A 24456-nucleotide genomic window follows, 5' to 3' on the forward strand; every position below is an offset into this window, starting at 1 on the left:
CGGCGCGCTACACCAAGCCGCAGGATTCGACGGTGCGGCCGAAAGGATATGACGGGACAGGACGATGAAGTTTCTCGACAAGGTCAAGGTCTATGTGCGCTCGGGCGACGGGGGCGCCGGCGCGGTGTCCTTCCGCCGCGAGAAGTTCATCGAGTTCGGCGGCCCGGACGGCGGTGACGGCGGGCGCGGCGGCGACGTCTTCATCGAGGCGGTATCCGGTCTCAATACGCTGATCGACTACCGCTACCAGCAGCACTACCGCGCCAAGACCGGCATGCACGGGATGGGCCGCAACCGCACTGGCGGCAAGGGCGCCGACGTGACGCTCAAGGTCCCCGTCGGCACGCAGGTCTTCGCCGAGGACGAGGAGACGTTGCTCGCCGACCTCACGGAGATCGGCCAGGTGTTCCGGGTCGCCGCGGGCGGCAACGGGGGCTTTGGCAACTGGCAGTTCAAGTCCTCGATCAACCGCGCGCCCTACCGCGCCAATCCGGGCCTCGAGGGCGAGGAGCTGACGATCTGGCTTCAGCTGAAGCTCATCGCCGACGCCGGCGTCGTCGGGCTGCCGAATGCCGGCAAGTCGACCTTCCTCGCCAGCGTCACCGCGGCGCGGCCCAAGATCGCGGACTACCCGTTCACCACGCTGCACCCCAATCTCGGCGTCGCGACCGTGGACGGCCATGAGTTCGTGATCGCCGACATTCCGGGCCTCATCGAGGGCGCCCACGAGGGCGTCGGGATCGGCGACCGCTTCCTCGGCCATGTCGAGCGCACGCGCGTGCTGCTGCACCTCGTCTCGGCCGTCGAGGAGGACGTCGCTCACGCCTACGCGACCGTTCGGCGCGAGTTGGAGCTCTATGACGAAGGGCTTATCGAGAAGCCCGAGATCGTCGCGCTCAGCCAGGCCGACACGGTGGACGACGAGACGCGACGCGACAAGCTGGATGCCCTGGCGAAGGCGAGCGGCACCAAGCCGCTGGTGCTGTCGGCGGTGACGCGCCACGGCCTGCCGGATGTCCTGCGCCGTCTGCGCCGCGAGATCGACGGCCTGTCCGACGATGCCGCCGACCAGGAGGCTGAAGACGCCAAGCGCTTCGGCGGCACCCTGGCCGAGGAGGACTGGCGTCGATGAGCGACGGGCTCGGCGCGTTCCGGCGCATCGTCGTCAAGATCGGTTCAGCGCTTCTCGTCGACCCGGACACCGGGCTGCGCGGCGACTGGCTGCGGTCGCTGACGACCGACGTCGCGAAGCTTCACGGTGAGGGGCGCGAGGTGCTTCTCGTGTCGTCGGGTGCGATCGCGCTCGGTCGCTCGATCCTGAAGCTGTCGCGCGGGCCTCTGAAGCTCGAGGAAAGCCAAGCTGCGGCGGCCGTCGGGCAGATCGCGCTGTCGCGCGCCTACAGCGAGGCCCTCGGAGCGCACGGCATCGAGGCGGGCCAGATCCTCCTGACGCTCGGCGACACGGAGGAGCGGCGGCGTTATCTCAACGCGCGCGCCACGGTCGGCACGCTGATCGGCTTTGGCGCCGTGCCGGTGATCAACGAGAACGACACGGTGGCGACCACCGAGATCCGCTACGGCGACAACGACCGTCTGGCGGCGCGTGTCGCGGCGATGATGTCGGCCGATCTTCTGGTGCTCCTGTCCGACATCGACGGTCTCTATACCGCGCCGCCCGCGCAGGACCCGAATGCTGCCCACATTCCGCTCGTCGAGGCCATCACGCCGCAGATCGAGGCGATGGCGGGCGGGGCCGCCTCGCAGTTCTCGCGCGGCGGCATGAAGACCAAGATCGACGCCGGCAAGATCGCGACCGGTGCGGGCGCGGCGATGATCATCACCTCTGGCCAGCGGCTGCATCCGCTCGACGCCGTGCGGCGTGGCGAGCGCTCGACGCTGTTCCTCGCCGCCGCCGATCCCGTGCGCTCGCGCAAGCGCTGGATCGCGGGTCATCTCAATGCCTCCGGCCGCTTGCATGTCGATGCCGGCGCGGTGCAGGCGCTGCACGCCGGCAAAAGCCTGCTGCCGGCGGGCGTTCGGCGTGTCGACGGCGACTTCCGGCGCGGCGACACGATCCTCGTGCTCGACGAGGCGGGAACCGAGGTTGCGCGCGGGCTGGTGGCCTATGATGCCGCGGAAGCCCGCCTCGTCGCCGGCCTCCGGTCGGCCGACATCGAGGAGCGGCTCGGACAGGGCGTTCGGGCGGCGATGATTCATCGCGACGACCTCGTGGTCGCCCGCAACTGGCAGGACGAAGGGGGATTGCGCGATGCTGGATAAGGTTTCCGATCTTCAGAGCGTCATGGCCGACATGGGCGCCCGCGCGAAGGCCGCTTCGCGCGTCCTGGCGCAGGCGTCGGGCGAAACGAAGGACGCGGCGCTGCGCGCCATGGCCGATGCCGTGACGGCCGCTACGCCGGAAATCCTTGCCGCCAATCGCGCCGACCTCGAGCGCGCGCGTCAGTCGGGCATGGCCGCCTCCTTCGTCGATCGCCTGACGCTCGACGAAGGCCGCATCGCGGGCATCGCCGCCGCGCTCCGAGACATCGCCGACCTGCCCGATCCGGTCGGCGCGGTGACCGAGGAATGGACGCGGCCGAACGGGCTGACGATCCGGCGCGTGCGCACGCCGATCGGCACCATCGGCGTGATCTACGAGAGCCGACCGAACGTGACGGCCGATGCCGGCGCGCTGTGCCTGAAGTCGGGCAACGCCGTGATCCTGCGCGGCGGCTCGGACTCGGCCCTCTCCTCCCGCGCGATCCATGCCGCGCTCGCAAGCGGCCTCGAGGCCGCCGGCCTGCCGGCCGACGCCATCCAGATCGTGCCCGTATCCGACCGTGCGGCGGTCGGCGAGATGCTGGCCGGGCTGAACGGCGCGATCGACGTGATCGTGCCGCGCGGCGGCCGCTCGCTGGTCGAGCGCGTGCAGCGCGATGCGCGCGTGCCGGTCTTCGCCCACCTCGAGGGCCTCTGCCATGTCTATGTCGACCGGGCGGCGAACCTCGCCATGGCGGTCGCGGTGACGTTGAACTCCAAGATGCGCCGGACCGGCATCTGCGGCTCGGCCGAGACGCTTCTCGTCGACGAAGCGGTGGCGGGGACGCATCTCGTCCCGATTCTCGACGCATTGAAGGGCGCCGGCTGCGAGATCCGCGGCAGCGAGGCCGTTCGCCGCCTTTATCCCGGCCTTGTCCCGGCGAGCGAGGAAGACTTCCGCACCGAGTATCTCAACGCGATCATCTCGGTCGAGATCGTCCGGGGCGTCGAGGGTGCGATCGAGCACATCGCGCGCTTTTCGTCGGGCCATACCGAGGCGATCATCACCGAGGACGCGGCGGCGGTGGAGCGCTTCTTCAACGCCGTCGATTCCGCGATCCTCCTTCACAACGCCTCGACCCAGTTCGCCGATGGCGGCGAGTTCGGGTTCGGCGGCGAGATCGGCATCGCGACCGGCAAGATGCATGCCCGCGGACCGGTCGGGGTCGAGCAGCTGACAAGCTTCAACTACCGCGTTTCCGGCACGGGCCAGCTTCGTCCTTGACCCCAGCGGAACAGCCGCCCCTCGGTGCCGACGACCTGAAGATGCCCCCCGCCCCGACCGGGCTGCGGGTGGGCCTCTTCGGCGGCTCCTTCGACCCGCCGCACGAGGGCCATCTCCTCGTGGCCGAGACCGCGCTGCGCCGGCTGCGGCTCGACCGGCTGTGGTGGATCGTCAGCCCCGGAAACCCCTTGAAGGCGGGTCGTCCCCCTGCCCCGCTCGAAGCCCGGGTGTCGCTCTGCCGGCGGCTCGCCGACGATCGCCGGATCGTGGTCACCGCCTTCGAGGCCTCGCACCACATCCGCTACACCGCCGATCTCGTCGACCTCGTGCTGACGCATCGCCCGACGGCCCGCTTCGTCTGGGTGATGGGCGCGGACAACCTTGCGACCTTCCACCGCTGGCAGTCCTGGCGCGAGATCGCGACCCGCCTGCCGATCGCAGTGGTGGACCGACCCGGCGCGACGCTCGCCCCCCTGTCCTCACCGGCCGCGCGCTTTCTCGCTTCGGAGCGGCTGCCCGAAGCCGATGCCCGGCTCCTGCCCGGCCTGTCGCCGCCCGCATGGACCTTTCTGCACGGGCGGCGGTCCACCCTGTCCTCGACCCGTCTCCGAGAGGCGCGTGCGCGCTCGTCTTGAAAGGGTCACCGATCCTTGCCACTTTACTTGCATCGCGGACGTAAAGCCTCCGCCGCAACACTCAGAAGGAAGAGTTAGCTGACCTCCGCTGCCGAACTACACGCCGACCTCGAGACCCTGGCTCCCGCGACACAGACGCCGGCCCCCGAGCGTCTCGTGATCGATCTCGTGACCGCCAGCCTCGACGATTCCAAGGCCGAGGAAGTGGTGGCGATCGATCTTCGCCGGAAGTCCGCGCTGGCCGACCACATGGTCATCGCGTCCGGGCGTTCGCATCGCCACGTCTCGGCCGTCGCCGACCACCTGATCCGCGACCTGAAGGAAGCCGGATACGGCAACGCGCGGGTGGAAGGTCTGCAGAACGGCGACTGGGTGCTGATCGACGCGGGCGACATCATCGTCCACATCTTCCGTCCCGAGGTCCGTTCCTTCTACAACATCGAAAAGATGTGGAGCGTCGCGGAAGCCAGCGAGACGCAAGGGCGTTGAAGCTCTGGATCGTGGCGGTGGGTCGGATGAAGTCCGGCCCTGAGCAGGATCTAGCTGCCCGCTACATCGATCGCCTTCGCAAGGGCGGCTCGCCGCTCGGCCTCGAATGGGGCGGCGTCGTGGAACTGGCCGAAGCGCGCCAGAGCACCGTCCAAGAGCGCAAGCGCGACGAGGCATCCCGCATCGAGACGGCGCTGCCTGCCAACGCGACCTTTCTCGTGCTCGACGAGACCGGACGCACGCCGAACTCCACCGAATTCGCCGATGAGATCGCGCGCCTTCGCGACGAAGGCGTGCGCGACCTTGCCTTCGTGATCGGCGGGCCGGACGGCCTCCAGCCCGAGCTTCGCTCGCGCGCCGCCAAGGCGATCGCCTTCGGGCGCCTGACCCTGCCGCACCAGATCGTGCGCATCCTCCTGGCCGAGCAGCTCTATCGCGCCTCGACGATCCTGTCGGGCCACCCCTATCACCGGGCCTGATGTGGCGCGCCGCGATGCAGGGGCGCCACAGTGTCGCAAAAACAACAACTTGAGTTTTCTCGTCCCTGTTCCCGCCACCATCGGCGTCATGCTTGTCGCCGGGTGCCGGACCGGCTCCCCATGGTTGATGAAATCTTAAGCTCGCGCCGATAGTCTGACGGCCTGGGGCTGGACGGCGGGCGGGGTTTTCGGGTTGCGCGAGCGGGGAGCGAAGATACGGCGTAAGGGCGGAGCCGTCGCGGCGGCGCTGGCCGTGACGCTCGCCTCCACGGCCGCCGTCTTCGGCGCGTCGGGCGATCCGTCCGCGACGATGCAGAGCGCTGCCTTCGGCCCGTCCGCGATCGACGCGCGCCAGGCGGATACCAAGGCCGAACTCGAGCGCATCACGGCCGAGTTACAGCGCTCCAAGGAACTGACCGTCCGCCTCGACGCCGAAATGGCGGCGCTCGCCGCCGACCGCGACCGGATCCGCGAGGCGACGATCGCCGCGGCGGCCGAGCAGAAGCGGATCTCCACCGAGATCACCGCCTCGGAAGACCGGCTCGCCGAACTCCTCGGGCAGGAGAAGGGCGTCAAGGCGTCGCTGCGCGAACGTCGCGGGGTTCTCGCCGAAGTGCTGGCCGCCCTCGAGCGGATGGGCCGGGCGCCCCCGCCGGCACTCCTCGTCAAGCCGGGCGACGCGCTAGGCTCGGTGCGCAGCGCGATCCTGCTCGGCGCCGTCGTGCCCGAGATGCGCGTCGAGACGGAGCGGCTCGTCGCCGACCTCACCCGCCTCGGCACCATCCGGCAGTCGCTGGAGGGCGAAAGAGCCCGGCTCGCCAAAGCGCAGAACGAAGGCGAGGAAGAGGCCGCGCGACTCGACCGGCTCTTCAAGGAAAAGGAAAAGCTCGAAGCGGAAGGGCGCGGCCGCATCGGCGAGGAGAACCGCCGCGCCGCAGAACTCGCCGCGGAGGCGACGACGCTCCAGGATCTGATCGCCTCGCTGGAACAGGAGGCCGAGCGCAACCGGCAGGAAGAGGCCCAGCGCCAGCGGATGGCCGCGCAGGCCGAGGCCGAGCGCCAGCGCATGGCCGAGGAGGCCGCGAAGGCCGCACCGAGCGGCACCGAGGGCCGAATGACGCAGGCGCCGGACGCCGCCGAGCCCTCCCCCGGCTACGACATTGCGGCGCTGCGCGAGGAAATGACGAAACTGGAGCCGACCGCCCCATTTTCGACATTGAAGAAGAGCCTCGTACCGCCCGTATCCGGCGCGCTGGTGCGGAATTTCGGCGAGAAGGACGACCTCGGGCGTCCCTCCTCCGGCGTTCTCCTTTCGGCGCGGGCCGGCGATCTGGTGACGGCGCCGGCGGAGGGCCATATCCTTTATGCCGGACCGTTCCGCTCCTACGGGCAACTCTTGATCCTGAACGCGGGCGGTGGCTATCATATCGTGTTGGCCGGCATGAGCCGGATCGACGTTGCGGTCGGACAGTTCGTCCTGGCGGGAGAGCCCCTGGCGGCGATGGGGGCGCTTCGGATCGCAAGCGCGGCGGAAGCGGACGTGTCGAATGCCGAACCCTCGCTTTACGTGGAATTTCGCAAGGACGGGAAACCGGTCGATCCGAACCCTTGGTGGGCGGATGGATCATCTGGAAGGACGAGGAATGATACGTAAGCTCTCCATTCTCTTCGCGGGAGCGCTTCTGGGTGCCACCGCGATGACCGCCTTCGTCGGCCCGCACGCGGGCGTCGCGAATGCCGCAGGTTCGGACACCTACCGCCAGCTCGCCATCTTCGGCGACGTCTTCGAGCGCGTGCGCGCGCAGTATGTCGATGTGCCGGACGACCAGAAGCTGATCGAGACCGCGATCAACGGCATGCTGACCTCGCTCGATCCGCATTCGAGCTACATGAACGCCAAGGAAACGGCGGACATGCGCACCGAGACGCGTGGCGAGTTCGGTGGCCTCGGCATCGAGGTCACGATGGAGAACGAGCTCGTCAAGGTGATCTCGCCCTTCGACGGCACCCCGGCCGACAAGGCGGGCGTCCTCGCCGGCGATCTCATCGGCGAGATCAACGGCGAGCAGGTCCGCGGCCTGTCGCTGGCCGAAGCCGTCGAGAAGATGAAGGGCGAGATCGGCACCTCGGTCGACCTCACCATCATCCGCGAGGGCGCGGCCCAGCCGGTCCGGCTGACGATCGAGCGCGCCGAGATCAAGGTCCCGTCCGTGCGCCACACGGTCGAGAACGACGTCGGCTACATCAAGCTCCTGCGCTTCAACGAGCAGACGACCTCCGGCATGGAAGAGGCAATCGCCGACATCAAGTCGAAGATCCCGGCCGACAAGCTGAAGGGCTATGTCCTCGACCTGCGCCGCAACCCGGGCGGCCTTCTCGACGAGGCGGTCAGCGTCTCCGACGCGTTCCTGCAGAACGGCGAGATCGTCTCGACGCGCGGCCGCAACGCCGAGGAAACCCGCCGCTACAACGCCCGCTCGGGCGACGACATCGACGGCAAGCCCTTGGTCGTACTTGTCAACGGCGGTTCGGCCTCGGCCTCCGAGATCGTCGCCGGCGCGTTGCAGGACCAGAAGCGCGGTACGATCGTCGGCTCGCGATCCTTCGGCAAGGGCTCGGTCCAGACCATCATCCCGCTCGGTGCCAACGGCGCCCTGCGTCTGACCACCGCCCTGTACTACACCCCGTCCGGTTCCTCGATTCAGGGTCGCGGCATCCGCCCCGACATCGAGGTCGAGCAGCCGCTGCCCGAAGAAATCAAGGCGCAGATGGGCCTTAAGGCCGACGAGGACCTGAAGATGGGCGAGGCTTCGCTTCGCGGCCACATCAAGGGTGCCGAGGAGAACGAGGACGGCTCCGGCTCGCTCGACTACGTGCCGCCCGAGGCCAAGGACGATCTGCAGCTGCAGTACGCCTACGACCTCCTGCGCGGCGTGAAGACGAACGCCGCCTTCCCGCCGAAGCAGGATACCGCGTCGGCCGCCAACTGAGCGGGCGAACGCCTGACATATCGAAGGGCTTCGGCGGCGACGCCGGGGCCCTTTTTCGTTGGGTCCGGCAAAGCTCCGATCCAGTCTTGCGTCCTATGAAGGACGTATGCGCGACGAGCTCTACAGTCCCCTCGGCCAGACCCTGGCCCCCGCAGCCCGCCCCCAGCGCCGCTCGCTCGGGCGATGGCTCGGCGCCGCCTGCGCGACGGCTCTGGTGGCAGGCGGCTCCGCCTTCACGGCTCTCAATCAGCCGGCCTTTGCGCCGCCCGCTCCGCCCTCGCCCGTCAAGGTCGCCGAACAGGTCGCCGAGCGCCGTCCGGAGCCCGCCGAGCGCCAGCCGAACGTGCTCCGCATGGAACAGGGCGGCGGCTTCACGATCTCGGATGCGGAAGGCGAGCGCCCGCTCGTCGACGACGCCAACCCGATGACGGGCTCAATCCGCGTTCTCGAGCCCGGCTCGCTGCGCCAGCCCGCCGCTTTCTCGCACATGCCGGAGCAGGCGCTGCTCGAAGCCACCGACTTCGGCCCTCTCCCAGTTCGGGGCACCGACGGACGTCGGCCGCTCGACGTCTATGCCGGTGCCTGGTCGGGCACCGGCGGCACCCGGATCGCCATCGTGGTCGGCGGTCTCGGCGTCAGCCAGAGCGGGTCCATGCGCGCCGTCGAGGAACTGCCGGCCGGCGTCACGCTGGCCTTCGCGGCCGAGGGCAACAGCCTCGATCGCTGGATGCAAGCGGGGCGGCGGAACGGCCACGAGATTCTGCTGCAGGCGCCGATGGAGCCTTTCGGCTATCCCGACGTCTCGGCCGGCCCCCATACGCTGAAAGTCGCGGACGCTGCGGCCGGTCGCCTCGACGACCTCCACTGGTCGATGGGCCGGATCACCAATTATGTCGGTGTCATGAACTACATGGGCGCGCGCCTCAATGCCGATCCCGCGGCCCTCCAGCCGTTCCTCGGCGAGCTCTCCAAGCGCGGCCTTCTCTACCTCGACGACGGCACGTCCCTGCGCTCGGAAGCGCGCGACGTCGCCATGGCCAACGGCACGTCCTTCGCCTCCGCCGATCTCGTCATCGACACCGAGCGCGAGCCGGCGTCGATCGAGAAGCAGCTCGACGTCCTCGAGCGGATCGCCCGCGCGAAGGGAACCGCGATCGGCACGGCCAGCGCCTTCGATGCCTCGATCGACGGCATCAAGCGCTGGGCCGCGGCCGCCGCCGAGCGTGGGATCGAAATCGTGCCGGTCTCGGCCCTCGCCTTCGATCCAGAAGCGCGCGGCTGACAGGTCACCTATTCGGCAACGGCGTTTCTTCGCTTTGGCGAATGCGTTAGCATTTGCGAAAGATTTCCGGAGCGCGCATGCCCCCTTCCCCCGATTCGCTGCCCTACCGCCCCTGTGTCGGCATCATGGTCCTGAACGACGATGGGAAGGTCTTCGTCGGGCGGCGCATCGCCGAGCCGCAGGGCGAGATGGACGGCGCGTCGCAGCTTTGGCAGATGCCGCAAGGGGGCATCGACGAGGGGGAAGACCCGCTGGAGGCCGCCAAGCGCGAACTCTACGAGGAGACCGGCATCCGCTCGGTGTCGCTTCTTGGCACGACCGACGGCTGGGTGCGTTACGAGTTGCCACCCCATCTCCTCGGAGTCGCCCTGAAGGGTCGCTTCCGAGGGCAGATGCAGAAGTGGTTCGCCTTCCGCTTCGAAGGCGACGAGAGCGAGATCCAGATCGATCCGCCGCCAGGGGACCACGACGCGGAATTCAGCGAGTGGGCCTGGAAGTCACTCGATGAAGTGCTGGACCTCGTCGTTCCGTTCAAGCGTGGCGTCTACGAGGAGGTCGTCCGAGCCTTCCGTCACCTGGAGGGCGGCCGATGATGGCCGATGGCGTCCGCGATATCGTCCTGCGCGAGATGGCGCCCGACGAACTGATCCTTATCGAGACGATCCACGCGACGGCGTTCGGACGCGACGAAGAGGCGCGCCTCCCCCACGCCATCATCTCGGCCGGCCACGATGTCATCTCGGTGGTGGCTGTCGATGGCGACTACTTCGTCGGCCATGCGCTCTTCACGGCGCTGGAAGGGGCCGAGAAAGCCCTGGCGCTCGGCCCCGTCGCCATCGTTCCCGACCGGCAGGGCGAAGGCATCGGAGCGCGGCTGGTGCGCCATGGCCTCGATCTGGCACAGCAGCGCGGCTGGCGTTCGGTCTTCGTCCTCGGCGACCCCGCCTTCTATGGCCGCCTCGGCTTCCGCGCCAACCTCGCCAAGGGCGCCATCGTCCCCTGGGCCGGACCGAATTTTCAGGCTCTCGAACTGGTGCCGGGAGCGCTCGCAGGCTGGGCCGGGATGCTGGTTTATCCCGACGCCTTCGGCGCCAACGACGAACAGGACTGACGCGCATCTCAAGGAGAAAGGCCCGGCCGCTTCCGCGACCGGGCCTTTCAGAAACTAGGGGCTTCGAACGGCTGGCGGACTAAAGCCCGAGCGCTTCTTTGGCGTTCCGCAGGTCCGCAAGGCGACGCTCGGCGCGCGAGCGCACGGTGGCGTCCGTCGCATCGGCGACGTCCTCTTCCGTGTTGCGGATCTGCTGGTCGAGCTCGGCGGCGTCGATCTCCTCGACCGGCATCGCGTGCTCGGCGAGCAGCGTGAACCCTTCCGGGTTGATGTCGGCAAAGCCGCCCTGCACGAAGATCCGGCGCTCGCCGCCGTTCGCGAGCGTCGCCTGGACGACGCCCGGCTTCAGCGTCGTCATGAAGGGCGCGTGGCCCGGCATCGCCGTGAAGTAGCCCTCGCTGCCCGGAGCGACCACGGCCGACACCTGTTCGGACAGGAGCAGACGCTCCGGAGACACCAGTTCGAACTTGAAGCTCTCAGCCACGATCCGCCTGCCTTGCTTGGCTCCCGATGTGGAGCTCGGCCTGAAGCGCGGTGTCGAAATGTCGAACCGCGATCTCGAATTTGTCGCGGCAGCCGGGATTGCAGAACCCGACCACCCGTTCGCGATAGAGGGTCAACGCGTCGCCCGAGATCGGCTGTCCCGACCAGGGGCATGTCGTGTTGACCGCGTCCTCCACCTTCAGGATTTCGGACGCGACCATCGTCGTCAGGCCTGCGCGGCCATCTTCTGGGCCTTCTCGATCGCCATGTCGATCGAGCCGACCATGTAGAAGGCGGCTTCCGGCAGGTGGTCGTACTCGCCCTCGACGAGGCCCTTGAACGAGCGGATCGTGTCTTCCAGCGGAACGAGCTGGCCCGGCGAACCGGTGAACACTTCGGCGACGAAGAACGGCTGCGAGAGGAAGCGCTCGACCTTCCGGGCGCGGGCGACCGTCAGCTTGTCCTCTTCGGACAGCTCGTCCATGCCCAGAATGGCGATGATGTCCTGCAGCGACTTGTACTTCTGGAGGATCTGCTGGACGCGGTTGGCGACCTCATAGTGCTCCTCGCCGACGATCAGCGGCGACAGCATGCGCGAGGTGGAGTCCAGCGGATCCACGGCCGGGTAGATGCCCTTTTCCGAAATCGCGCGGTTGAGAACCGTACGCGCGTCGAGGTGCGCGAACGAGGTCGCCGGGGCCGGATCGGTCAGATCGTCGGCGGGCACGTAGATCGCCTGCACCGAGGTGATCGAACCCTTGTTCGTGGTCGTGATGCGCTCCTGCATCGCGCCCATGTCGGTCGCGAGCGTCGGCTGATAGCCCACCGCCGACGGGATACGGCCGAGAAGCGCCGACACCTCGGCGCCCGCCTGCGTGAAGCGGAAGATGTTGTCGACGAAGAACAGAACGTCCTGACCCTGGTCGCGGAAGTTCTCGGCAATGGTGAGGCCGGTCAGCGCGACGCGCGCGCGCGCGCCCGGCGGCTCGTTCATCTGGCCGTAGACGAGGGCGGCCTTAGAGCCGGCGGTCGAGCCGCCGTTCTCGTGCGGGTCCTTGTTCACGCCGGACTCGATCATCTCGTGATAGAGATCGTTGCCCTCGCGGGTGCGCTCGCCGACGCCGGCGAACACGGAGTAGCCGCCGTGCGCCTTCGCGACGTTGTTGATCAGTTCCTGGATCAGCACCGTCTTGCCGACGCCCGCACCGCCGAATAGACCCACCTTGCCGCCGCGCGCGTAGGGCGCGAGGAGATCGATCACCTTGATGCCGGTGACGAGGATCTGGCTCTCGGGGTTCTGGTCGACATAGGGAGGCGCCGGCTGGTGGATGCCGCGCTTAGCCTCGTAATGGATCGGGCCGACTTCGTCGATCGGCTCGCCGATGACGTTCATGATGCGGCCGAGCGTGCCGTCGCCGACCGGAACCTGGATCGGGGTGCCGGTGTCGGTCACCGGCTGGCCGCGCACGAGGCCTTCGGTGAGGTCCATCGCGATGGTGCGCACGGTGTTCTCGCCAAGGTGCTGGGCGACCTCGAGAACGAGCCGGTTGCCGTTGTTGTCGGTTTCCAGCGCGTTGAGGATCTCGGGCAGGTGGTCGTCGAACTGCACGTCGACGACGGCGCCGATGACCTGCGAGACCCGGCCGCGTCGGCCGTTCATATCCAGTGTGTCAGCCATGCGAGTGTCCTCTCGAAAGTGTCCGGCGCGTCCGGCGGCCCCGCCCCTCCGCGCCCATCATGTCGTTTCCTGGCGCGCCGCCCGTCGCGGCGCTGCCGGCAAGTCCTTAGAGCGCTTCGGCGCCCGCGATGATCTCGATCAGTTCCGTCGTGATCTGCGCCTGGCGCTGACGGTTGTAGGAGATCGAGAGCTTGTTGATCATGTCGCCGGCGTTGCGGGTGGCGTTGTCCATCGCGCTCATCCGGGCACCCTGCTCCGAAGCGCCGTTCTCGAGCAGCGCGCGGAAGAGCTGGACCTTGATGTTGCGCGGGATGAGATCGGCGAGGATCTCCTCCGGTCCCGGCTCGTACTCGTAGAGCGCGGTGGCGCCGCCGGCCTGCGTCGTCGCCTCTTCGGCCTTCGGCACCTCGGCGGGGATGATCCGCTGGGCTGTCGGAACCTGGGTGATGACGTTGACGAAGGCGGAGTAGAAGATTGTCGCGACGTCGAACTCGCCGGCCTCGAAGAGTTCCATCACCTTGTCGGCGACGGTTTCCGCAGCCGAGAAGCCGATGGTTCGGGCACCGCCGTGGTCTAGGCGGGCAACGATCCGATCGCCGAAGTCGCGGCGCATCAGGTCGGTGCCCTTCTTGCCGACCGAGATGATCTTGACCGTCTTGCCGGCGGCCTCGAGCCGACGGATGTGCTCACGCACGAGACGCACGATCTGCGAGTTGAAACCGCCGCACAGGCCGCGGTCGGAGGTGAAGACGACGAGCAGATGTACGTCGTCCTTGCCGGTACCGACCATCAGAGGCAGGCCCTCGCCGTCCTCCATGGCGCCCGCGATGTTGGCCAGGACCGATGCCATGCGCTCGGAATAGGGGCGAGCCGCCTCGGCCGCATCCTGGGCGCGGCGGAGCTTGGCCGCCGCGACCATCTGCATGGCCTTGGTGATCTTCTGCGTCGCCTTGACCGAGGCGATGCGGTTTCGCAGATCCTTGAGCGAAGCCATCTGTCGGGTCAGTCTCCTGGGCGGCCGGAGCCGTTAGTGCGAGCGGCGTTGCGGCTCAGGCGAAGGACTTCGAGTAGTGCTCGAGGACCGACTTGAGCTTGGCGCGCGTATCGTCCGACAGCGCCTTCTCGGTCGCGATCGTGTCGAGCACCGACTTGTGCTCGGTGCGCAGCGAGGTGAGGAGACCCTCCTCGAAGCGACCGACGTCGGAGACCTTGAGCTTGTCGAGGTAGCCCTGCGTTCCCGCGAAGATTACCGCGACCTGCTCTTCCGTCTTCAGCGGCGAGAACTGCGGCTGCTTCAGGAGCTCGGTCAGGCGGGCGCCGCGGTTGAGGAGGCGCTGCGTCGAGGCGTCGAGGTCCGAGCCGAACTGAGCGAAGGCCGCCATCTCGCGGTACTGCGCGAGCTCGCCCTTGATCGAGCCGGCGACCTGCTTCATCGCCTTGACCTGGGCGGCCGAGCCGACGCGCGACACCGACAGACCGACGTTCACGGCCGGGCGGATGCCCTGGTAGAACAGGTTGGTCTCGAGGAAGATCTGGCCGTCGGTGATCGAGATCACGTTGGTCGGGATGTAGGCCGACACGTCGTTGGCCTGCGTCTCGATGACGGGGAGCGCGGTCAGCGAGCCCGAGCCCATCTCGTCGTTGAGCTTGGCGGCGCGCTCCAGAAGACGCGAGTGCAGGTAGAACACGTCGCCCGGATAGGCCTCGCGGCCCGGCGGACGGCGCAGCAGCAGCGACATCTGGCGGTAGGACACGGCCTGCTTGGACAGGTCGTCATAGGCGATCACGGCGTGCATGCCGTTGTCGCGGAAGTACTCGCCCATGGCGCAGCCGGCGAACGGCGCGATGTACTGGAGCGGAGCCGGATCGGAGGCAGTCGCCGCGACGACGATCGAGTAGGCCATCGCGCCGCGCTCTTCGAGCGTGCGGACGAACTGGGCGACGGTCGAGCGCTTCTGGCCGATCGCAACGTAGATGCAGTAGAGCTTGTCCTTCTCGTTGCCCGCGTCGTGCGCCGGCTTCTGGTTGAGGAAGGTGTCAAGCAGGATGGCGGTCTTGCCGGTCTGGCGATCGCCGATGACCAGCTCGCGCTGGCCGCGGCCGACCGGGATCAGCGCGTCGATGGCCTTGAGGCCGGTCGACATCGGCTCGTGCACCGACTTGCGCGGAATGATGCCGGGCGCCTTGACGTCGACGCGGCGACGCTCGGTGGACTCGATCGGGCCCTTGCCGTCGATCGGGTTGCCGAGGCCGTCGACCACGCGGCCGAGAAGACCCTTGCCGACCGGGACGTCCACGATCGCGCCGGTGCGGCGGACGGTGTCGCCTTCCTTGATGTCGCGGTCGGAGCCGAAGATCACGATACCGACATTGTCGGACTCGAGGTTCAGCGCCATGCCGCGCACGCCGCCGGGGAACTCGACCATTTCGCCGGCCTGGCACTGGTCGAGGCCGTAGACGCGGGCGATGCCGTCACCGACGGAAAGAACCGTACCGACCTCGGAGACTTCCGCCTCGTTGCCGAAGTTCTTGATCTGGTTCTTCAGGATTGCGGAAATTTCCGCGGCCCGGATGTCCATCAGCCGACCTCTTTCAGCGCAAGCTTAAGGGATGAGAGTTTTGTGCGAAGCGAGGTGTCGATCTGGCGCGAACCGATGCGGACCACGAGGCCGCCCAGGATCGCAGGGTCGACGCTCTCGCGCATGGTGACCGTCTTCGACGTGTAGCGGCCGAGCGCGTCGCGCAGTTCGCGCCGCTGATCGTCGCTCAAGGGATGGGCGCTGACGACTTCCGCGTCGACCTCGCCACGGTGCTCGGCCGCCATGGCGCGGAAGCCGCGCACGATCGACGGGAAGGCGAACAGACGGCGGTTGGCTGCCACGACCTTCAGAAAGTTGCCGACGAGCCCGCTCGGACGCGTCTCGGCGACCACAGCGGAGATCGCGCGCAGCTGATTGTCCGACGTAAACGCCGGGCTCTCGACGAGACGCCGGAAGTCGGCGTTCTCATCCACCAGCTGCTGATACTGCAGAAGCTCGGACTCCGTCGCGTCGATCGAACCTTCGTCGCGAGCAAGCTCGAAAAGGGACTGGGCGTAGCGTTCGGCGACCCCGGAAACCGGAGAGGAGGATTGTGCCACGGACGATCGCTTCTCTTCTTATCTGGGTTCCCGCGTCCGCCCGGTCGCGTCGCGAAGGCTCGTGGGAACTGTTCAAAAAAAGGTCGCGAGTGCCGGGAACCTGCCCCCGGGCTGACCGCGATGAGGGGTCGTCTAGCACAGGGTTTCCCGCTCCACAACAGAGCGAAGGGGCCGAAAACGCGGCTTCACAGCATGGTTTACGAGGCGCGGCCTCAGGCCGGCACCAACCCGAAAACCGGGGCGAGACACGCGCCTGCGACGATCAGGTTGACGAGGAGCCAGAGCCAGTTGCCGAAGGTCGAGGCATCGTCGGAGAGGATCGAGACGAGACGGCCGAAGGCCACGAACAGCCACCCTGCCCCGAGCGCCATCTGCGTGAAGGGCTGGTCGTAGAAGAACAGCGTCGCCAGCCCAACGCCGAGCGGAAGCCCGGCGAGCGAGCCACGTATCTCGGACAGGCCGACACGCCGCTCGCCGATCGGCTGGAGCTTGGCCATGCGCAGGAACGTGCCCGGCGCGAACAGCGCATAGAGGCCGTAGAGGATGCTGAAGCAGGCAGCCGCAAACGGCAGCGCGTCGACCGTGGTGGTGGGAAGCGTGATCGGCATCGTAGCTCGCGGCGGAAGAGTTCGGTTGGCGCGAGGGCTTAGCGGAAATCGGGCCGAGCGGCAAAGCCGGACGGACCTCAGCCGGTGCAGTTCCCTTCCACCGCGATCTCCCGCCGCCCGTCGCCGCGAATCAGCGTCCTCGTGCCGGCGAGGTCCACGGTCTCCGCCGAGCGGCCCGTTTCGCGCACCGTCATGTTGACGTTGACGCGCGGCTCGCCGGCCGAGCGCCAGACGGTGACGTTGGCCTGCGCGGCGTCGGCGCCCGAGCGCACCTTCTCCAGTTCGCGCAGGACGCCGTCGACCATGACGTAGCCGCGCTCGACGGGGGTCTCCGCCTTTGTCTCTCGCATCACGAGGAAGGCAAAGCGCCAGGTCTGAGGGTCGTCGAAGCGGAAGGCCGCGCGACCCTCAGGCGTGAAGTAGGTGCAGCGCGACGGCGCGGGATACCAGAAGATCGTGTCCTGCGCGGCCGGCGGCCCGGCGGTGTGTGCGGGGCCGGAACTCATATCCTGCGCGATGGCGGGCGCGCAGGCGAGACCGAGAAGAGCCGTCGACACCAGCCGCTTAAACCTCATGCCGTCCCTCTTCCCTGCCGCCCGCATTCGCCCCTGCCATGACAGGATCGCGCCGCCGACAGCAAGGGCTGCGGGGCCTCAGAGGAAGCTTTGCGGATCGATGTCGATCTGGACGTGGACCGAGCCGCGCGGTTTCGGCGCGGCCGCGATCATCGCGCGCAGGAACGCCTGGAGCGGCGCGCGCCGGCCGCCCTGTGCCAGGAGCCGGAAGCGGTGGCGCCCGCGCACCAGCCCGAGCGGCGCCTCGGCCGGGCCGAGCACCTCGAGCCCCATATCCTGCGGTGCGGCGCGGGCGAGTTCGCGCCCGTGCTCCTCCGCTTCGCGGCGCGTGTCGGCCGAGACGATCAGCGCGGCGAGCCGGCCGAAGGGCGGCAGCCCCGCGCGCTGGCGCTCATGGGCCTCGCGGTCGTAGAAGCGGTCGGGATCGGCCGCGACCAGCGCCTGCATCACCGGATGCTCCGGACTCCAAGTCTGGATCATGCCGCGGCTCGGAAGCCCCGAGCGCCCCGCCCGGCCCGTCACCTGGTGGAGGAGCTGAAAGGTGCGCTCGGCCGCGCGCGGGTCGCCGTTGGCAAGGCCGAGGTCGGCGTCCACCGCGCCGACCAGCGTCATCAGCGGAAAGTGATGGCCCTTGGCGACGAGTTGCGTGCCGATCACGATGTCGGCCTCGCCGTCGGCCACCGCGTCGAGTTCGCGTCGCAGCCGCCGCGCGCCGCCCGGAAGGTCGGACGACAGGAGAATCGTGCGTGCGTCCGGAAACGTCTCCAGCATCTCCTCGGCGATGCGCTCGACCCCCGGCCCGCAGGCCACGAGATGGTCGAGCGTGCCGCAGGACGGGCAGCTTTCCGGGCGGTGCTGCGCGTGGCCGCAGTGGTGGCATTGCAGGGTGCCGCGCAGGCGATGGTCGACCAGCCAGGCCGAACACTGCGAGCACTGGAAGCGATGGCCGCAGGCACGGCAGAGCGTCAGCGGCGCGTAGCCGCGGCGGTTGAGGAAGAGGAGCGCCTGCTCGCCGCGCTTCACCGTTTCTTCGATCGCGGTCAGGAGCACCGGCGACAGGAAGCGGCCGCGCGCCGGCGGGTGGCGTCGCAGGTCGACCAGCGAGAGATCCGGCAGCGCGGCGTCGGCGAAGCGGCGGCCGAGCGGCACGTGGGCGTAGCGACCGGTGCGCGCGTTGACGCGGCTTTCGAGCGAAGGCGTGGCGGAGGCGAGGATCACCGGGCAGCCCCCCTCCCGTCCCCGCACCACGGCCATGTCGCGGGCGTGGTAGAAGGTCCGGTCCTCCTGCTTGTAGGCGGGGTCATGCTCCTCGTCGACGATGACGAGGCCGAGGTCGGGAAAGGGCAGGAAGAGCGCGGACCGCGCCCCGGCGACGACCCTGACGCGGCCCTCGGCCACCTGCCGCCACACCTTCTCGCGCATGCGCGGCGGCACATCGGAATGCCACTGCGCCGGCTCGGCGCCGAAGCGCTGATGAAAGCGGTCGATGAAGCTCTGGGTCAGCGCGATCTCGGGCAGGAGGATCAGCACCTGACGCCCTTTGTCGAGGGCGCGCGCCACCGCCTCGAAATAGACCTCGGTCTTGCCCGATCCGGTGACGCCTTCGAGCAGCGAGACCGAGAAGCCGCCCGCCTCCACGGGCGCGATCAGTCGGTCGGAGGCCTCGCGCTGATCGGGCGTCAGTTCGGCGCGGCCGTGCGCGGTGTCGGGCGCGGGGACGGCCGGATGCGGCGGCAGGGACACAGGCTCGAGCGCGCCGACCTTGACGAGGCCGTCGACGACGGAAACGGCGACGCCGGAGGCGTTCGCCAAGCCCGAACGCGTCCATTCGGGCGATTGCGCCAGCGTATCGAGGACGCGCTGGCGCGTCGGCGTCATGCGCGGCGGCAGGACACCGGTCGCGCGCAAGCCGTCCACGTGCGGCTCCGGATCGAAGGCGACCGGCGCCCGCAGCACCATGCGCGCCACGAGGCCGGGCGGCGAAATCGTGTAGTCGGCGACCCAGTCGATGAAGCGCCGCATCGTGGCGTCGAGCGGAGGGCAGTCGAAGACATGGGTGATCGCCCGCAGCTTCCGGGCGTCCACCGGATCGGTCGGCTGGTCCCAGACGACGCCCGCCACCTGCCGCGGCCCGAGCGGCACCTGCACGATCGAGCCGGGCTCGACCGACATCCCCTCCGGCACACGGTAGGAATAGGGACGCTCCGCCGGCAGGGGCACCAGCACCGGCACGACCTTCGGTCCGCCGGGAAGCGCGTCCGGCGCGAACAGGAGGTCGGTGAACGGGGCGGGGGAGTGATCCAAGCGGGTGCCGTTGCGGAAACCAGGAAAAATCGGCGCTCGCAATCGGGCGCCGTGCCCCCCATATCGTTCTTCACGCGGTGCGATGAAAGGGTCTTGGGCGGGGCCGGGGGCGGCTGATTCCCGCTTGCTTCCGATACCGGGTCCTATACACCACCAGACATCAGGATCGACGGCGGCGCCGTCGGCCCCATGGGAGGGGCTGGCCGTCCGCCGGTGAACGAAGGACGAATTTCATGAAATTTTTCGTCGATACGGCCGATATTGCCGAGATCAGGGAACTGCAGGACGCCGGCCTGATCGACGGCGTGACCACCAACCCGTCGCTGGTCCTGAAGGCCAACCGGCCGCTGAAGGAACTCCTCAAGGAGATCTGCGAAGTCACCGACGGCCCGGTCTCGGGCGAGGTCGCCTCGACCGATTTCGACGGCATGATGCGCGAGGGCAAGATCATCGCCGCGATCGCGCCCAACATCGTCGTCAAGCTGCCGCTGACGCTGGACGGCCTGAAGGCCTGCAAGCGCTTCACCGAGGACGGCATCAAGACCAACGTGACGCTCTGCTTCTCGGCCAACCAGGCGCTGCTCGCGGCGAAGGCCGGCGCGACCTACATCTCGCCCTTCGTCGGCCGCCTCGACGACATGAACATCGACGGCATGGAGCTGATCTCCGACATCCGCCGCATCTACGACAACTACAGCATCGAGACCGAGATCCTCGCCGCCTCGATCCGCACGCCGAACCACGTGCGCGAGGCCGCCCTGATCGGCGCCGACGTCGCGACCGTGCCGCCGGCGACCCTCAAGGCGCTAGTCAAGCACCCGCTCACCGACAACGGCCTCAAGGCCTTCATCGCCGACTGGGCGAAGACCGGCCAGACGATCGAGTAAGCTCCGCCCAACGCGGACCAACAAAAAAGGGCGGCTCGCGAGAGCCGCCCTTTTTCGTGCGCGCCGTCCGGGGAGGAGGACGTCCGGCGCGCGGGGGATCGATCAGGCGTGCTGGAAGTGGCTTTCCAGGAAGTAGAGCGACTTGTCGATGCCGCGACCAACTTCGGTGAAGAGATCGGCGGTCAGGTCGTCGCCCGCCTCGTCCGACTCCTTCACGGCGTCCTTCAGGGCGCCGCCCCACTTGGCGTAGCTATCGGCCAGGCGCTTGATGTGGCCCATCAGGTCGACGAGATCGAGCGGATAGGGGTCGAGAACGGTCGCCTCGGCCGAGGCCTGCACCGTGCCGCGGGCCTGGCCGCCGAGGGCCGTCAGACGCTCGGCGATCGTGTCGACATACTCCTCGGCTTCCTCGTGGAGCTTGTCGAACAGGAGGTGGGTTCCGTAGAAGTTGTGACCCTTGACGTTCCAGTGGGCCTGCTTGGCCTGGTAGCTGAGGTCGATGGCCGAGGCCAGGTGCACCTGCAGAAGCTCGATCATCGAGCGGCGCAGATTCTCGTTCAAGGTGTTCTTGGTCGGATGGATCGGGGTCTTGCCCTGCTTGGCCATCGAAGTCTCCTGAGCCCGCATACAAAGCCGGCGCGCAAACGCACGCCGGTCGCGTCGGGGCAGTTACGCGCGGGGGTCGGATTCGGTTCCCTCACGCGGCACACCGCCTCAGTCGAGCTTGGCCGTCAGCTCGGCCTGCGCCTTGGCGCCCCAGACGGCCTTCACCGCGGCATCGCGTCCGCAGCCGATCCGGTAACGCTTGTAATGGCCGGGATTCTTTCGGGCGTAGTCCTGATGGTAGTCCTCGGCGGGGTAGAACTCGGCCGCCGGCAGCACCGCCGTCGCGACCTTCTTTCCCAGCTCCTTCTGGACCGCCGCCTTGCTGGCCTCGGCCGTCTTCATCTGCCCGTCGCCGATCGCGAAGACGGCGGTGCGGTAGGAGTCGCCGCGGTCGCAGAACTGGCCGCCTGCGTCGGTCGGATCGATCGAATGCCAGTAGGCTTGGAGCAGCTGGTCGTAGGTGATCTTCGCCGGGTCGTAGGTGACCTTCACCGCCTCGTAGTGCCCGGTCGTCTCGGTGACGACGTCCTGATAGGTCGGGTTCTTCAGATGGCCGCCGGTGTAGCCCGACACGGTCTTCGTCACGCCGGGAACCCGGTCGAGATCGGTTTCCATCGACCAGAAGCAACCGCCGGCAAGGATCGCCTCGTCGGCCTGCGCGGCGATCGGGGTGAGGACAGCAAAAAGGCCGAGCGCGAGAACGCCCGGCCGCAGGAAGGATGAACGCGTCATCGATGGGTCTCCGCGGGGGTTCGGCACCTTCAACTACGGCGCGCCGAACCCGGCGGATGCAAGGCGTGCCGATTAAACCCGGCGCTCGACCATCATCTTCTTGATCTCGGCAATCGCCTTGGCGGGGTTCAGGCCCTTCGGGCAGGCCTGCGTGCAGTTCATGATCGTGTGGCAGCGGTAGAGGCGGAACGGATCCTCAAGGTTGTCGAGGCGCTCGCCGGTCGCCTCGTCGCGCGAGTCGATCAGCCAGCGATAGGCCTGGAGCAGAACCGCTGGGCCGAGATAGCGGTCGCCGTTCCACCAGTAGCTCGGGCACGAGGTCTGGCAGCAGAAGCACAGGATGCACTCGTAGAGCCCGTCAAGCTTCTCACGGTCCTCGTGGCTCTGGCGCCACTCCTTCTCGGGCTCCGGCGTTTCGGTCTTCAGCCAGGGCTCGATCGAGCGCAGCTGCGCGTAAGGCACGGTGAGGTCGGGCACGAGGTCCTTGACCACCGGCATGTGCGGCAGCGGATAGACCTTCACCGCGCCCTTCACCTCGTCCATGCCCTTGGTACAGGCGAGCGTGTTGGAGCCGTCGATGTTCATCGCGCAGGAGCCGCAGATACCTTCGCGACAGGAGCGGCGCAGCGTGAGGGTCGAATCGACCTTGTTCTTGATCCAGAGGAGCGCGTCGAGCACCATCGGGCCGCAGTCGTCGGTGTTGACGTAGAACGTGTCGACGCGCGGGTTCTGGCCGTCGTCCGGCGACCAGCGATAGACGCCGAACTCGCGCACGTTCTTGGCGCCGGCGGGCTTCGGCCAGACCTTGCCCTTCTGGACGGTGGAGTTCTTGGGGAGCGTGAGTTCGACCATGGCCGGGTCCTGGACAGGGGATGCGCGTCTTTAGAATGGGGCTAAACACGAATGCGCGGGCAGCGCAACACACCACGGTGTCGCCCCCGCGGTTAAACCGTTTGTATGTCGGCGCCGGTCTGCACCGGCCCCACGGCATTCCCGTTCACGGCTGGACGATCACCGGGAACGGGCCGAAGCGCGTCGGCTTGCCGACCTCCTCGGCGACTTCGGCCAGCACCGCCGCATGCGTCCCCGCCGCGACGAGGCCTGCAGCCTCCGCATGGGCGCTGGCCGCCTCCAGCGTCCGGCCAAGGGTCGTCGGAACGCCGGCCGCCTCGATGCGCTTCAGCTCGCGCTCCACCTCGGTCGACACGTCTCCCTCGGGTCGCACGTCATGGATGTGCACGGCGAGGACGCGTCCGGGATGGCGCTCCACGGCGGACGCATAGACCGTCGCGTCCTTCTGGCCGCTGTCGCCGATCAGTACAAACTTGAGGTCGGGATAATCGGCCATCAGTTCGTCGATCGCGCCGTCCTTGTGGCTGCGGTGGCGCCGCAGCAGCCAGCCGAGCGCGTCGTCGGACAGGGAGCGCAGGAGCATCGGACCAGCCGGGATGTTCTTCTGCGCCATGAAGCGCTCGAAGATATCCGACAGGTTCCAGGGACTGGACGAGACGTAGAAGACCGGGTTGGTCTCGGGTCCCGCCGCGCCGTCGCAAAGGGCGCGGTAGAACTCCGAGACACCGGGGAAGGCCGCGCGGGCTTCGGGCGAATTGGCCGTGACGATCCGCCAGTGGCGCAGCATCTTGAAGGCGCCGGTGTGAATGATCGTATCGTCGATGTCCGAAATGACGCCGAAGCGCGCGGCGGGCGAGACGACGCGCGCCCTGCCCTCGGCATCCACCGGCGCAAAATCGTAGCCCTTCGCCGTTTCGAGATGGAAGCGGACCGGCGTCCAGGGCGCGGCATCCTCGCCGAGATGAGCGGTCTCGATATCGAGCCGGACATAGCCCTCCCGGTCGCTGAGGAGGACGCCGGAGCCCGCCGGCCCCTCGTATCGCACCCGAGCCGTCCCGATCTCGTCGGTCTCGTAGCGCTTGAAGGTCAGCCAGAGATTGCGCAGCGTGGAATTGGAATGGGGGGCGTCGAAGACGCCTTCGTCCTCCAGGACGCGCCCGAGGATCTGCAGCCGCCCGCGTGCGACGCGTCCGGGGTAGACGACCAGCATCGGCCGATCCGTCAGTCCGACTGCACGCTTGACCCTGAAGCGCAGGACCCGGCTGCGGCGAAGAATGTGCCGGCCCAGCCCGCGCAACATGTCCGATTTCATACCACCCGCGATAGCAAAGCGCGCTGGCGGCGGGAAGCGGCGGCGCGTCGGCGGATGATTTGGGCAGCTATTTGTTTTCGTCGAGCAGTCTTCTGATCGCTTCCGAGTTTCCGAGCATCGCGGCATCCCGGTCGGGCTGAGCCCAACTGACGAAATCGGACATGATCCGACCGGTCGATATCTCGAACGCGTCGACGAGGTACCCACCTCTCGCGAGAACCAGAATGCGTTCATTGCCGCTGAGAAGCAGATGCGGGTTGGAGAGATAAGACCCGTCTTCGGAATAGTTCATCTCGATCCCTGTCCCGAACCGGGTCAAGAATAGGGAATAGGCGCACGGCGCCCGCCAAATTTCGAAGACGATATCGATGCTTGCAGGACTTACGCCCAAAACGAAGCATCCAGCTTCTCGACCGCAGACGGGGTCGGGAAAATTCGCTGCGAACAATTGTCCGGACTGGAGGGTCAGGATGACAAGCGGGGCGTTCAACGCAGGCCCGAGCAAAAACCGCCAGCGCCGATGTTCGAGCGTCATCACCAGCGAGAGGCCCATCGCGACCGCGATCGTTATGAATCCCGCATGGAAGAGCAGGAACTCGGTCGAAATGCGCCCCTTCCAACTCGGCGGAGGGTGGGCCGTAAAACTATTGAACGCCGCCACGAGCGCCGCACCGATCAGCGCCCAACCGACCAGATACAGAATTGGGCGCCACTTGGTAGCGGCGCCCAATCGATCGTTCAGCCACATGC

Annotated in this window: 26 protein-coding genes; 12 read left to right on the forward strand and 14 right to left on the reverse strand. The window is 67.9% G+C overall.

Going from position 1 to position 24456, the window contains the following annotated elements:
- Window positions 1–64: 64 nt before the first annotated feature.
- The 11 genes from obgE (at window position 65) to BM175_RS07415 (ending at window position 10530) form a co-directional block, all read left to right on the forward strand.
- A complete protein-coding gene (obgE, locus tag BM175_RS07365) occupies window positions 65–1132 on the forward strand; it encodes a GTPase ObgE (protein WP_090961429.1) in 1068 nt (355 codons plus the stop codon).
- Window positions 1129–2280, forward strand: coding sequence for a glutamate 5-kinase (gene proB, locus BM175_RS07370; RefSeq protein ID WP_090961432.1), 1152 nt, complete (start codon window positions 1129–1131; stop codon window positions 2278–2280). Before obgE ends, proB begins: the two co-directional genes overlap by 4 nt.
- The gene (locus BM175_RS07375; protein WP_090961434.1) at window positions 2270–3544 is read left to right on the forward strand and encodes a glutamate-5-semialdehyde dehydrogenase; all 1275 of its coding nucleotides are present in this window, start codon (window positions 2270–2272) and stop codon (window positions 3542–3544) included. The genes proB and BM175_RS07375 overlap by 11 nt, the downstream gene beginning before the upstream one ends.
- Before the next feature lie 41 nt (window positions 3545–3585).
- Window positions 3586–4179, forward strand: a complete 594-nt coding sequence (locus BM175_RS07380; RefSeq protein ID WP_090961437.1) for a nicotinate-nucleotide adenylyltransferase — start codon at window positions 3586–3588, stop codon at window positions 4177–4179.
- 156 nt (window positions 4180–4335) lie between these two features.
- Window positions 4336–4668, forward strand: a complete 333-nt coding sequence (rsfS, locus tag BM175_RS07385) for a ribosome silencing factor (RefSeq protein ID WP_425285262.1) — start codon at window positions 4336–4338, stop codon at window positions 4666–4668.
- Window positions 4665–5147 (forward strand): 23S rRNA (pseudouridine(1915)-N(3))-methyltransferase RlmH, encoded by a 483-nt coding sequence (gene rlmH / locus BM175_RS07390; protein WP_090961443.1) that lies wholly within the window; start codon window positions 4665–4667, stop codon window positions 5145–5147. Before rsfS ends, rlmH begins: the two co-directional genes overlap by 4 nt.
- Before the next feature lie 253 nt (window positions 5148–5400).
- Window positions 5401–6801, forward strand: coding sequence for a murein hydrolase activator EnvC family protein (locus BM175_RS07395; RefSeq protein ID WP_139224587.1), 1401 nt, complete (start codon window positions 5401–5403; stop codon window positions 6799–6801).
- The gene (locus tag BM175_RS07400) at window positions 6791–8137 is read left to right on the forward strand and encodes a S41 family peptidase (protein ID WP_090961449.1); all 1347 of its coding nucleotides are present in this window, start codon (window positions 6791–6793) and stop codon (window positions 8135–8137) included. The genes BM175_RS07395 and BM175_RS07400 overlap by 11 nt, the downstream gene beginning before the upstream one ends.
- Window positions 8138–8243: 106 nt before the next feature.
- On the forward strand, window positions 8244–9419 hold the full coding sequence (locus BM175_RS07405) for a divergent polysaccharide deacetylase family protein (RefSeq protein WP_090961451.1): 1176 nt from the start codon (window positions 8244–8246) through the stop codon (window positions 9417–9419).
- 77 nt (window positions 9420–9496) lie between these two features.
- Window positions 9497–10012, forward strand: coding sequence for an RNA pyrophosphohydrolase (locus BM175_RS07410; protein ID WP_090961454.1), 516 nt, complete (start codon window positions 9497–9499; stop codon window positions 10010–10012).
- Window positions 10012–10530: a GNAT family N-acetyltransferase gene (locus tag BM175_RS07415; RefSeq protein ID WP_175526789.1), complete on the forward strand. Its 519-nt coding sequence runs from the start codon at window positions 10012–10014 to the stop codon at window positions 10528–10530. Before BM175_RS07410 ends, BM175_RS07415 begins: the two co-directional genes overlap by 1 nt.
- Before the next feature lie 79 nt (window positions 10531–10609).
- On the opposite strand, the gene BM175_RS07420 is transcribed toward BM175_RS07415, so the two are convergent.
- The 9 genes from BM175_RS07420 to BM175_RS07460 form a co-directional block, all read right to left on the reverse strand.
- Window positions 10610–11014, reverse strand: a complete 405-nt coding sequence (locus BM175_RS07420; protein WP_090961460.1) for a F0F1 ATP synthase subunit epsilon — start codon at window positions 11012–11014, stop codon at window positions 10610–10612.
- Entirely contained in the window at window positions 11007–11234 is a 228-nt protein-coding gene (locus BM175_RS07425) for a glutathione S-transferase (protein WP_090961463.1), read from the reverse strand. The genes BM175_RS07420 and BM175_RS07425 overlap by 8 nt, the downstream gene beginning before the upstream one ends.
- 5 nt (window positions 11235–11239) lie before the next feature.
- Entirely contained in the window at window positions 11240–12691 is a 1452-nt protein-coding gene (atpD, locus tag BM175_RS07430) for a F0F1 ATP synthase subunit beta (RefSeq protein WP_090961466.1), read from the reverse strand.
- Between the two features lie 106 nt (window positions 12692–12797).
- On the reverse strand, window positions 12798–13685 hold the full coding sequence (locus tag BM175_RS07435; RefSeq protein ID WP_090961469.1) for a F0F1 ATP synthase subunit gamma: 888 nt from the start codon (window positions 13683–13685) through the stop codon (window positions 12798–12800).
- A 55-nt stretch (window positions 13686–13740) separates the two neighbouring features.
- Window positions 13741–15270 (reverse strand): F0F1 ATP synthase subunit alpha, encoded by a 1530-nt coding sequence (atpA, locus tag BM175_RS07440; RefSeq protein WP_055892880.1) that lies wholly within the window; start codon window positions 15268–15270, stop codon window positions 13741–13743.
- A complete protein-coding gene (locus tag BM175_RS07445) occupies window positions 15270–15830 on the reverse strand; it encodes a F0F1 ATP synthase subunit delta (protein WP_090961472.1) in 561 nt (186 codons plus the stop codon). The genes atpA and BM175_RS07445 overlap by 1 nt, the downstream gene beginning before the upstream one ends.
- A 212-nt stretch (window positions 15831–16042) precedes the next feature.
- Entirely contained in the window at window positions 16043–16438 is a 396-nt protein-coding gene (locus BM175_RS07450) for an AGROH133_08824 family phage infection protein (protein ID WP_090961475.1), read from the reverse strand.
- A 77-nt stretch (window positions 16439–16515) separates the two neighbouring features.
- Window positions 16516–17013, reverse strand: a complete 498-nt coding sequence (locus tag BM175_RS07455) for a hypothetical protein (protein ID WP_090961478.1) — start codon at window positions 17011–17013, stop codon at window positions 16516–16518.
- 78 nt (window positions 17014–17091) lie between these two features.
- Window positions 17092–19284, reverse strand: coding sequence for a primosomal protein N' (locus tag BM175_RS07460; protein WP_090961872.1), 2193 nt, complete (start codon window positions 19282–19284; stop codon window positions 17092–17094).
- A gap of 266 nt (window positions 19285–19550) precedes the next feature.
- On the opposite strand from BM175_RS07460, the gene fsa reads away from it, so the two are divergent.
- Window positions 19551–20204: a fructose-6-phosphate aldolase gene (gene fsa / locus BM175_RS07465; protein WP_090961481.1), complete on the forward strand. Its 654-nt coding sequence runs from the start codon at window positions 19551–19553 to the stop codon at window positions 20202–20204.
- Between the two features lie 102 nt (window positions 20205–20306).
- Here the strand turns inward: fsa and dps are convergent, their stop codons facing one another.
- The 5 genes from dps to BM175_RS22670 all read right to left on the reverse strand — a co-directional run bounded on the left by dps (window position 20307) and on the right by BM175_RS22670 (window position 24454).
- Window positions 20307–20810 (reverse strand): DNA starvation/stationary phase protection protein Dps, encoded by a 504-nt coding sequence (gene dps, locus BM175_RS07470; RefSeq protein ID WP_090961483.1) that lies wholly within the window; start codon window positions 20808–20810, stop codon window positions 20307–20309.
- Window positions 20811–20918: 108 nt separating this feature from the next.
- Window positions 20919–21542 (reverse strand): peptide-methionine (S)-S-oxide reductase MsrA, encoded by a 624-nt coding sequence (gene msrA, locus BM175_RS07475; RefSeq protein ID WP_090961486.1) that lies wholly within the window; start codon window positions 21540–21542, stop codon window positions 20919–20921.
- A 72-nt stretch (window positions 21543–21614) separates the two neighbouring features.
- Entirely contained in the window at window positions 21615–22394 is a 780-nt protein-coding gene (locus BM175_RS07480; RefSeq protein WP_090961489.1) for a succinate dehydrogenase iron-sulfur subunit, read from the reverse strand.
- A 145-nt stretch (window positions 22395–22539) separates the two neighbouring features.
- The gene (locus BM175_RS07485) at window positions 22540–23604 is read right to left on the reverse strand and encodes an App1 family protein phosphatidate phosphatase (RefSeq protein ID WP_175526790.1); all 1065 of its coding nucleotides are present in this window, start codon (window positions 23602–23604) and stop codon (window positions 22540–22542) included.
- Window positions 23605–23773: 169 nt separating this feature from the next.
- Window positions 23774–24454 (reverse strand): hypothetical protein, encoded by a 681-nt coding sequence (locus BM175_RS22670; protein ID WP_175526791.1) that lies wholly within the window; start codon window positions 24452–24454, stop codon window positions 23774–23776.
- Window positions 24455–24456: the final 2 nt, after the last annotated feature.

Source organism: Aureimonas phyllosphaerae, assembly GCF_900113065.1.
GTDB classification, from domain to species: Bacteria; Pseudomonadota; Alphaproteobacteria; order Rhizobiales; family Rhizobiaceae; genus Aureimonas; species Aureimonas phyllosphaerae.